The 8,374-nt window shown below is 51.3% G+C and carries 13 protein-coding genes; 8 read left to right on the top strand and 5 right to left on the bottom strand.

The annotated features are described in order from the left end of the window. Positions 1–128 precede the first annotated feature (128 nt). From L1065_RS15495 to L1065_RS15475, 5 genes are all read left to right on the top strand, one after another. Positions 129–2,213: a type VI secretion system Vgr family protein gene (locus L1065_RS15495; RefSeq protein WP_237096418.1), complete on the top strand. Its 2,085-nt coding sequence runs from the start codon at positions 129–131 to the stop codon at positions 2,211–2,213. 9 nt (positions 2,214–2,222) lie between these two features. Then, positions 2,223–2,624, top strand: a complete 402-nt coding sequence (locus tag L1065_RS15490; protein ID WP_237096417.1) for a hypothetical protein — start codon at positions 2,223–2,225, stop codon at positions 2,622–2,624. 65 nt (positions 2,625–2,689) lie between these two features. Next, a complete protein-coding gene (locus L1065_RS15485; protein ID WP_237096416.1) occupies positions 2,690–2,971 on the top strand; it encodes a hypothetical protein in 282 nt (93 codons plus the stop codon). A gap of 3 nt (positions 2,972–2,974) precedes the next feature. Beyond that, positions 2,975–3,484, top strand: a complete 510-nt coding sequence (locus tag L1065_RS15480; protein ID WP_237096415.1) for a hypothetical protein — start codon at positions 2,975–2,977, stop codon at positions 3,482–3,484. 95 nt (positions 3,485–3,579) lie between these two features. Then, positions 3,580–3,879 carry a PAAR domain-containing protein gene (locus L1065_RS15475; RefSeq protein ID WP_237096414.1) on the top strand — a complete coding sequence of 100 codons (300 nt, stop codon included), beginning with the start codon at positions 3,580–3,582 and terminating at the stop codon, positions 3,877–3,879. A 139-nt stretch (positions 3,880–4,018) separates the two neighbouring features. On the opposite strand, the gene L1065_RS15470 is transcribed toward L1065_RS15475, so the two are convergent. Next, positions 4,019–4,672, bottom strand: coding sequence for a hypothetical protein (locus L1065_RS15470; RefSeq protein WP_237096413.1), 654 nt, complete (start codon positions 4,670–4,672; stop codon positions 4,019–4,021). Continuing rightward, positions 4,669–5,085 carry a hypothetical protein gene (locus tag L1065_RS15465; RefSeq protein WP_237096412.1) on the bottom strand — a complete coding sequence of 139 codons (417 nt, stop codon included), beginning with the start codon at positions 5,083–5,085 and terminating at the stop codon, positions 4,669–4,671. The genes L1065_RS15470 and L1065_RS15465 overlap by 4 nt, the downstream gene beginning before the upstream one ends. Before the next feature lie 82 nt (positions 5,086–5,167). Between L1065_RS15465 and L1065_RS15460 the strand changes: the two genes are divergently transcribed. Genes L1065_RS15460 through L1065_RS15450 form a run of 3 tightly spaced genes read left to right on the top strand, consistent with a single transcriptional unit; the run spans position 5,168 to position 7,304 of the window. Then, positions 5,168–5,707, top strand: coding sequence for a recombinase family protein (locus L1065_RS15460; protein WP_237096411.1), 540 nt, complete (start codon positions 5,168–5,170; stop codon positions 5,705–5,707). Further along, the gene (locus L1065_RS15455; protein WP_237096410.1) at positions 5,704–6,630 is read left to right on the top strand and encodes a DUF4238 domain-containing protein; all 927 of its coding nucleotides are present in this window, start codon (positions 5,704–5,706) and stop codon (positions 6,628–6,630) included. The genes L1065_RS15460 and L1065_RS15455 overlap by 4 nt, the downstream gene beginning before the upstream one ends. After that, positions 6,627–7,304, top strand: coding sequence for an HNH endonuclease (locus tag L1065_RS15450; protein ID WP_237096409.1), 678 nt, complete (start codon positions 6,627–6,629; stop codon positions 7,302–7,304). Before L1065_RS15455 ends, L1065_RS15450 begins: the two co-directional genes overlap by 4 nt. Positions 7,305–7,333: 29 nt before the next feature. Here L1065_RS15450 and L1065_RS15445 read toward each other — a convergent pair whose 3' ends face one another. From L1065_RS15445 to L1065_RS15435, 3 genes are all read right to left on the bottom strand, one after another. Beyond that, the gene (locus L1065_RS15445; protein ID WP_237096408.1) at positions 7,334–7,750 is read right to left on the bottom strand and encodes a hypothetical protein; all 417 of its coding nucleotides are present in this window, start codon (positions 7,748–7,750) and stop codon (positions 7,334–7,336) included. Further along, positions 7,743–8,003, bottom strand: coding sequence for a type II toxin-antitoxin system prevent-host-death family antitoxin (locus tag L1065_RS15440; protein ID WP_237096407.1), 261 nt, complete (start codon positions 8,001–8,003; stop codon positions 7,743–7,745). Before L1065_RS15440 ends, L1065_RS15445 begins: the two co-directional genes overlap by 8 nt. 132 nt (positions 8,004–8,135) lie before the next feature. Further along, a partial coding sequence (locus tag L1065_RS15435; protein ID WP_237096406.1) for a hypothetical protein occupies positions 8,136–8,374 on the bottom strand: 239 nt, incomplete at its 5' end.

Genomic DNA, 8,374 nt, shown 5'->3' with positions numbered 1-8,374 from the left:
GCTGTCGTTCGAGTATGTATGCAGCGATGAGTTGAGGTCATCGTCGTAGCGATCGGCGTCGTACAGGTTTTATTTCTTCTGAATGGCCGCTAACATTCATCCATTGGTTGCATGCATTGGATTTAACGATGAACACGCATTTTTCTCAAACCGACCGTCAGGGTCGCCTCACCACCTCGCTGGGTGCGGACACGCTGGTGCTGTTGCGCATGGACGGCACAGAGGAGTTGTCGGGCGATTTCGAGTGGCGGGTCGAGGCGTTGTCCACGCAAGCGGACCTCGATCTTGAGGCGCTGCTGGGCACCCACGCCACGGTTGAGATCGACCATGCCCATGGCACGCGCGCCTTTGACGGGATCGTTTGTGAGGCCGAGCAGCGCGGTGCGGCCGAAAACGGCTGGCGCTATGACCTAGTGCTGCGGCCGTGGTTGCATGTGGCCAGCCTGCGGCGCAACATGCGGATATTTCACAACAAAACCGTCATTCAGATCGCTGAAGAAGTGCTCTCGGATTACGCCGATCTTGGTGCGCCACATCTGGATGTGCAGGTGTCCGACGACTATCCCACTCTCGAATACACCACCCAATACGGCGAAACCGACGCCGATTTCGTACGCCGCCAGCTGGAACGCTGTGGCATCACGTGGTTTTGGAAACACGAGGCCGGATCGCACACCCTGCTTCTCACGGATTTAGAGTTTAACCTGCCCATGGTGGCGGGAAACACACGACCCTTTCATCCCGTGGATGGCTATCACCAAGCCGACGGTGAACACTTTCGTTTGTGGTCCTCGGCGCGCCGGATCACCACGGGGGCCGTGCGGCTGACCGAATACAACTTCAAAACGCCCAATGCGGCGCAAGAAGTTGACCGTCTGGGTGATGCGGCCCACGCGAAAGGCGACATGGAAAGCTATGACTGGCCAGGTGATTATCTCGACTCAGGCAAAGGTCAGGGCGTGGTGCGCAAACGGACCGATGCAGAACGCGGTCAGGCACAGCGCCACCGTGCGCAGGGCGATGTGGCGTCACTTGGGGCTGGCTGGCGCGTGACGTTGGGCGGGGATGATGTGGCCAACGCGACGGGCAAGACGTTCGTGTGCCTGAAAGCCACCCACCGCTTTCGCGCGCAGGCCTATGGATCGGGCGACAGCGGCGGCGATGAGACGACCTATGATGGCGACTACGTGCTAATGCCCGACGACGCGCCGCTACGTCCCGAACGCCGCACGGTTGGGCCGCGCGTGCAAGGGCCGGAAACGGCAGTGGTCGTCGGCGACGGCGAGATTGATTGCGACGAACACGGCCGCATCCTCGTGCGGTTCCACTGGGACGACGTCGCCGCCCACACGATGCGCGTGCGCGTGTCACAAAACTGGGCGAGCAAAGGCTGGGGCGGCATGGTCATCCCGCGCATCGGCATGGAAGTCATCGTCGAACACCTGCGCGGCGACCCCGACAAACCGATTGTTACGGGCTGTGTGTATAATGGGGCGAACAAGCCGCCGTATGATTTGCCTAAACATAAGACACGCAGCACATTTAAGACTGATACCCATCAGGGGACGGGCTTTAATGAGCTACGGTTCGAGGATGCGAGTGGTGAAGAAGAAATTCGCGTCCACGCCGAAAAAGACATGAACACCATTATCGGAAATGATGAAGCAAAACTCATCATGCGAAACTACAGTGAGCTAGTCCGTGATAACCGGCTTGAAGAAACTGTTGGGGATGCGTTTCATGCAGTCGCAGGCACCCTAACACTTGCTGTCGGAAACAATGGATTTGTAGCTACGAACTCAATGGGCCTTGGTATGCAGCAAAATAAGGTATCGAATGCCGGTGAAAGGTTGCAGAAGCTAGATCGGCTTGGGCAAAGGGATGGGAGCTATATTTTACAATGTGATGCTGACAAATCTGAAACTATTCAGGGCAATAGTATCGAAATTGTCGGACGTCAAAAAATATCAAGCGTTGATGGATTGCAACGTCAAGAAATAACAGGGAATCTTGATATGACCATCGGCAACTCGATGAATAGCCTCGTTCGAGGTCGTAAAAATGTCATTGTGGATAAAAAATACACAATAGCCTGCGGTGCGTCATCGATAACGTTGGAGCCAAACGGCAAGATACGAATTGCCGGAAATGAAATCGAAATAGAGGGTCGAGATTCTGTAAACATTATCGGCGGTCGCATTGATTTGAACTAAGGGCCCAGCATGGAAGAAGAAGAAATCCAAGAACGACTGGTTGACTATTGTGCGTTATGGGGGATTGACATCGCAACAACGGAAGCCAATCCAGCTGCCGCGCTTCGCATACTTGAAGCGATGTATGGGGTACCTCTTATCGAAAGAGTTCACGACAGAGAGCAAGCTTTAGGACGTATTGGCGAATCCGCAGCAGAAGCATTTCCAGGACAAAATCTTCCGTTCCATTATGCTATAGGTCAACATTTTTACATGCTTGCGCATCTGCCGCACTTCTACACTTTCATCGCAAGCGCGAGAAACCTTTCCGCCGCGGAACTCATTGAATTATATCAAAAAATTCAAGAGGGTATCACACGATTAAAGTTTGCCGCAGGAATCACTGGGGGGCGGCCGCCGCAGGTGCTTTGAATGTTGAGGGCGGCTTGACAAGATCAGCACGGGCCGCTGCAGCAGAAGTTATTCGGTCAGGGAGCTTGCGCGACGGCATACGGGAAGGTATTTCAGCAAGTCGCAAACCTGATGCGCTTACTGATGCCATTCGCGGGAGAACCAGTGGTCGCGTGCCTGTAAATGTTTATACTGCCTTATTAACGGGTATGTTGTTGATGGCGATTGCTGAGGGCGAAGAAAAATTAACGGACTTACGAATTGTCGCTGAGATGAAGCTACAAAATGACGAGATGACTGAAGTTCAGTATCGGTATATGCTAGACTTAAGGCCAACCGACGATATCCCTCCAAAATACTGGGAGTAGCATATGAATGTGTTTCAGCGCTCTCTACCCAAGGGTTTACGGCGCAGTTCACTCGTAACTGCGCTCTTGGTTGCTATATTTACGTCAAAATTTGGTTTTGGTTTGATTTTTTCGACGTTTGCATTGCTTTGTGTCTATCTCGGTATCTATCTGTTGGTACGCGGTGTGGTCCCACGAAAAGCAATTTTGAAAGGCGGAAAATTGCATGCAGAAGTTAAAATAATTTTTGACCACTCGACCGACCAGTCTGTCGAGTGGTTCTTATGGGAAGCAGAAATACGCCATATTTTGAGGGATGCAATACTACTTACCTTTATTCTGATAAGTGTTCTATTTTTTGTGAATTTTGAACCTGAGAACGCATGGCTACTGTTTATTGGCGCTATAATTTTGTCACTCATCGGATTTAGATTTGTTGCAAAACTTCCAAACCCTGTCGTAATCTCAGACCCCGAAAAAGAAGTATTCGTTGCTTTGTTGAAAGCAAAATATCCAGACTGGGTCGTAGGATAATACGGGAGACATCATAAAAATACTTGAACGGATCGAGTAATTTTAATTGTGTTAAAGCCTGTGTCGATGATCCATTAAACTAAAGGAGCACGGTAATGCCCAAAGCAACCCGCCTAGGTGATATTGGCTCAGGCCATGACTGCCATTTTCCGCCGACACCATCTACTACAGCCTCACCAGATGTGAATATTGATGGCATAGCCGCAGTGCGCCAGGGCGACGCCTATGCCCCCCATGCTTGCTCAACATGTCCAGCCCCACCACATCCGCGTAGCCTAAGCGGAGGATCGAGCACGGTTTTTATCAACGGTAAACCAGCGGGCCGAGTAGGTGACGCAATTTCATGTGGCGGCATGGCTGGTGCGGGTTCAGGTACTATCTCAATAGGAGGCTAAAACGGTCGTTTTTGCCAGTTTACCCTGACCTACGAAAAATCAATCGCTTAGCTGTGACAAAAACCCCCGGCAAAACTACCGAGGTTTTGGCAGGTTTTTGCCCGCGCTACTTCTGAGATTGGAGTTGCGCAAAGTAATCCTATGGACACCAGTGTTCGAACCGGATTCCGAAGACACCTGGGCTCTGGCTGTAGTTGGAGCCTTTTGGATCGATATAAGCCAACCAGTATTCTGAAGGTGGGTAGGAAGGTACCATTGGTGATGTGAACCCAAAAGCGTGAGCGAGACATGCGGGGTTTTCGTCGGTCAAAAGTGACAGTTCGCGTCGGATGCCAAGCACCTGCTTAACAATACCCTTGCCAAAGTTTGCGTGGGCTTTGCATTCTACGCCCAACAGCACGTCGTAGTGGTCAGGACGATCCGTAGCACTTGGAGGCACAACAACAATATCAATCTCATGATAGGCACTCAGATCTGTATGCGTGCTGGCTGACGTACTGCCTAAGGTGCGAACCTCGATGTCTGTATGCAACTCAAACCTATGTCCGTTCCTTTCGATAATAAAATATGACTTTGTCCGATCAATTTTTCCCGGACTTGCCTTGAATTGAACCGCTGGTCCGACGAATTGTACTGTGACACCATATGTTGCCTTGAGTTCTTCAAGGGTTTTGGCAATGCAGTAAAGCTCATAAACTTTCCCGACCTTGGCCTTAGATGTCGCGGTTTTGGCGCACGAACCGTGAGTATTAAAGAAGTCTTCGACCGCCTTTTTTGCATCCGTGATATTCATTCTTGGTCCCCGCTATCTCGGAAATCATCAGCCATGAGCGCGGAGATGAGGTTTTGCAATTCTGCTCTTGCGGCTGGCACACGGTGATCGCCTTCGACCATTTCGATAAAGTCCCTGCCTTCAAATAGCGCACGTTCAGGGTCATGCTCGATCCTGGCAGATGTTGGACGCTTGCCGTCTCCAATAACATCCCCAATTAACCACAAAGACTTTTGCACTACATCGGAGTCATTCGCGGCTAAACGTCTATCGAGCGCAGTTAGCATTAGCTTCACTACAGTTCGCCCATCTGGCAGCCTGCGCCCCTCCATTTCGTCGGTGTAATTTGATAAATCCGCAATATCTGCCAAGCCCAGTGCCTCTAGCCGTGCTCGGATCAAGTTTATCAGATCGCGATAATCTTCCTCATTCATCTTCAACTCCACGGTATATTATCTCAAGAGACGGTATCTTGGCGATCTGGACAAAACTATACCTTTCTGTCCAAGTTGGATGATGATCATCGGATATGCCCGCGTCAGCACTGACAATCAAAACTTAGATGCCCAAACCGACGCTCTGACAGCGGCAGGGGCTGGAAAACTGTTTGCTGACAAGATCAGTGGATCAAAGCGCGAACGGCCAGAGCTGGACAAAATGCTGGATCAGCTCCGTGACGGCGATGTTGTGACCGTCACCAAATATGACCGTCTCGCCCGGTCCCTCAAAGACCTTTTAGAGATTGTAGAGGTCATAAGTGAACGCGGTGCCGGCTTCCGATCCTTGGCCGAGGATATTGACACGACGACGCCAGCCGGCCGTCTCGTTTTTCACGTCTTTGCATCCATCGCCCAATTTGAACGCGAGAGAATTTCTGAGCGAACCAGAGAAGGGCTGGCGTCAGCCCGCAAGCGTGGACGGATTGGTGGCAGGCCCCCTGCCCTGACCCCTGCCCAGAAGATCGAAGTGCAGCGTATGAGAGACCAGGAGCATCGCGCCGTCCCAGAGATCGCACGGTTGTTTAAGGTGAGCGAGCGGACAGTGCGTAGAGCATGAACACAGCGGCAAAACCTACGCGCCGCTGCCATTGGGTGCCGCAGGCGTATCTCAAAGGCTTTGCGGCTGATGATCGCAAGCCGCCGAGGATTTGGCGTCTCAGCAATCAGAGTGGCGACGCAGAACTTAAACGGATCGACAAGGTTGCGGTGAGAAACCACCTCTATACCGTTGTTGAGAACGGTGGCCGTCGCGATGATGCGCAGGAAAAACGGTTTTCCGATTTGGAGCAGCTTTTTGCATCCAAAGCATGGTGTAAGTTGCAGACCGACTTCGTAGACCTTTCTGATCCAATTATCCGCAAGATGGTCGCTCTGTTGGCGGCAACGCTCTATGTTCGTAACCCGGCGCATTTTGAAATGTACAAAGGCATGCATGCCAAGTTCGTCGAAGAATTTTCAGGGCCGCGTGGGTTGCCAGATTCGGTGATCCTGGATGGAAAACGCATAGAGTTAGATCACGCAGATTGGCCGAGCTACGCCAATGCCGACGAAAACGACCTGAAGCGGAATTGGTTTGATGTCATGAACTCATGTGGCGACATTGCTCAGATGTTTCTGAGCATGCGTTGGGTCGTGATAGCTGCTGAAGCCCCTATTTTTGTGACCTCGGATCATCCGATCACATTCACTCACCCTGATCTAAAGTTTCGAGGTATCAACAACCCCGAAACCTCTGTGATGTTTCCGCTTAGCCCAACGCGCGTTCTGTGCATGGACCATCGACACGGTGAGCCTGACAACACCTATTATGAGGCGCAGCACAACGGCGCGGCTGTGAATATGCTGGTTTGGAGAAATGCATTGGAACACATGTTCGCGCATCGAGACCCCGAAGATGTTTGCGCCGACATCGTTGCACTGGAGGAGAGTGACGAGTTCCAAAACACCCTAGATACAGCGCAGCAGGGTGAACTGAGATGAAACGCAAACCATTGCCCAAAAAACTGGAGAAAGAGATTTATCAACAGTTCGGGTCACAGTGCCCCTTTTGCGGCGAAGCCGACGTGAACACCCTACAGGTGCATCACATCATTGCGCATGCACAAGTCCAAGCGCACCACGCTGACAACCTTTGTCTGACATGCGCAAACTGCCATCAGAAAATCGAAAATGAGGTTATCACGCTGCATGAGGTTGCCGACGCCAAGTTCAAGGCTCAACACGCACACAGTAGCCTATCAAAACAAAGGCCAGCGGATAGTGGAAACGTATTGTCCTTTAACGGCACGAACACCGGCGTCGTGGCGAACACAGTCAATGTGACGACCAAATCGAGTTCAGTGAAGCAAGGACCAATATTTGGGACAATCGGTGCTAACCTTGAACAGCGAAACTACGTCAAACACCTTATCGATCGGTATCATGAGTTCAAGCAGGCCGAGGTCGGCAAAAAAGCAATGAAGTATCCTGTATTCTACAACAGTATCAAACGTGAGTTTGGTGCCAAATGGGACCATATTCCCGAAGGCGCGTTCGGTAGTTTGGTAGCTTTTTTACAAAGACGGATAGACAGCACACAGCTTGGTAAGGCGCGGAAAGCTAGGCAAGAAAAGAACTACGCGACCTTTGACGAACATCGGTCCAAAGCGCTGTAGGTCTTAAACTTTACCATCATCTGCACATCTTAGTCCTTGCGGTTCACCATAATTGCACCCTTTTCACGGATTGCCTGCGCAAATCGTCCAGACATGACCTTTAGGAATGCTTTGGAAAAAGACCCGACACCAGCGTTTGGTTCAAAGTAGAAACTCGCCTCCAACTCATCACGATTGTATTCATCGAAGATGATCCAAAGCCGCTTATATTCGGATAGACCAGCACGACGAATCTCAGTCGCGGGAATTTCCATAGCGTCTTGGTCTTTGCTTGGCTCGGTCCCCGTGATTGGGAGTAGATAAAGCAATGTCGATTTTTCTGAGACGGGCACAACGGCGGACAATGCAGTTGGACGGGGCTTGCGACCACCCTCCTCACCAGCATCCGCTTCGCGTTTCCAAAGATATGGGTAGCGCCAAATATCACCAATTTTTGGCTTAGTCATCGCTGTTGATCACTTCGTCCAGAACCGACAGAAGCGCGTCGGCCTCGTCCTTTGGTGTATCCGCTGTTGCTCGGGCAATGCGCGGATCAGCCCGCGATGTGAGATCATCAAACATGTCGCGGGGCATCAGGACAAAACGTGATGTTCCGTGGTCAGAGAGGCTTACCGGACCTCGCGTAGCGGCGGTCCAGACATCTGTCGCTTTCCGGTTCATCGCTGTTTTCGGGAACTCTTCTACAATCCGAGTGTTCATGCTGCATCCTTTTACGTACTAAACGTAAATTACGTACTTTTTGATTTTTGTCAATGCAATCCTCTTATCACCCCTCACAATGCACAGTGAGTAGCTAGAAAAACGAAAGACGCGCCTTGCATGCAATCATGCTTACATGTTTTGCGCTTTGTATGCTTCCCACATTCTTAGAAAAAGCTGCTTCTTAGATCCGTGGCTGAAACCAAACTCGCGCCCCGCTTGCTCCGAGAATTCTTCAAAAACAGCCTTGGAGATACGAACCTGGAGTGGCCGAAGCTCAACTTTTTCCGCGCGGGTGTCGTCGGCAATCACATCCGGTGCTACATCAGCGGGCGGCGGAGCGCCCTTCCCGCGTTTCAATTTGGTGATAT

This window comes from Nereida sp. MMG025 (genome assembly GCF_021654165.1).
Taxonomy (GTDB): domain Bacteria; phylum Pseudomonadota; class Alphaproteobacteria; order Rhodobacterales; family Rhodobacteraceae; genus Nereida.
The sequence above is the reverse complement of the archived record's forward strand: the minus strand, read 5'-3'. Positions and strand labels throughout refer to the sequence as shown.

Coding starts and splice junctions, on each gene's coding strand:
- L1065_RS15490 (WP_237096417.1), top strand. CDS start 2,223: ATGGAAGAAGAAGAAATCCAAGAACGACTGGTTGACTATTGTGCGTTA.
- L1065_RS15475 (WP_237096414.1), top strand. CDS start 3,580: ATGCCCAAAGCAACCCGCCTAGGTGATATTGGCTCAGGCCATGACTGC.
- L1065_RS15445 (WP_237096408.1), bottom strand. CDS start 7,750: ATGACTAAGCCAAAAATTGGTGATATTTGGCGCTACCCATATCTTTGG.
- L1065_RS15440 (WP_237096407.1), bottom strand. CDS start 8,003: ATGAACACTCGGATTGTAGAAGAGTTCCCGAAAACAGCGATGAACCGG.
- L1065_RS15495 (WP_237096418.1), top strand. CDS start 129: ATGAACACGCATTTTTCTCAAACCGACCGTCAGGGTCGCCTCACCACC.
- L1065_RS15460 (WP_237096411.1), top strand. CDS start 5,168: ATGATCATCGGATATGCCCGCGTCAGCACTGACAATCAAAACTTAGAT.
- L1065_RS15465 (WP_237096412.1), bottom strand. CDS start 5,085: ATGAATGAGGAAGATTATCGCGATCTGATAAACTTGATCCGAGCACGG.
- L1065_RS15480 (WP_237096415.1), top strand. CDS start 2,975: ATGAATGTGTTTCAGCGCTCTCTACCCAAGGGTTTACGGCGCAGTTCA.
- L1065_RS15450 (WP_237096409.1), top strand. CDS start 6,627: ATGAAACGCAAACCATTGCCCAAAAAACTGGAGAAAGAGATTTATCAA.
- L1065_RS15455 (WP_237096410.1), top strand. CDS start 5,704: ATGAACACAGCGGCAAAACCTACGCGCCGCTGCCATTGGGTGCCGCAG.
- L1065_RS15470 (WP_237096413.1), bottom strand. CDS start 4,672: ATGAATATCACGGATGCAAAAAAGGCGGTCGAAGACTTCTTTAATACT.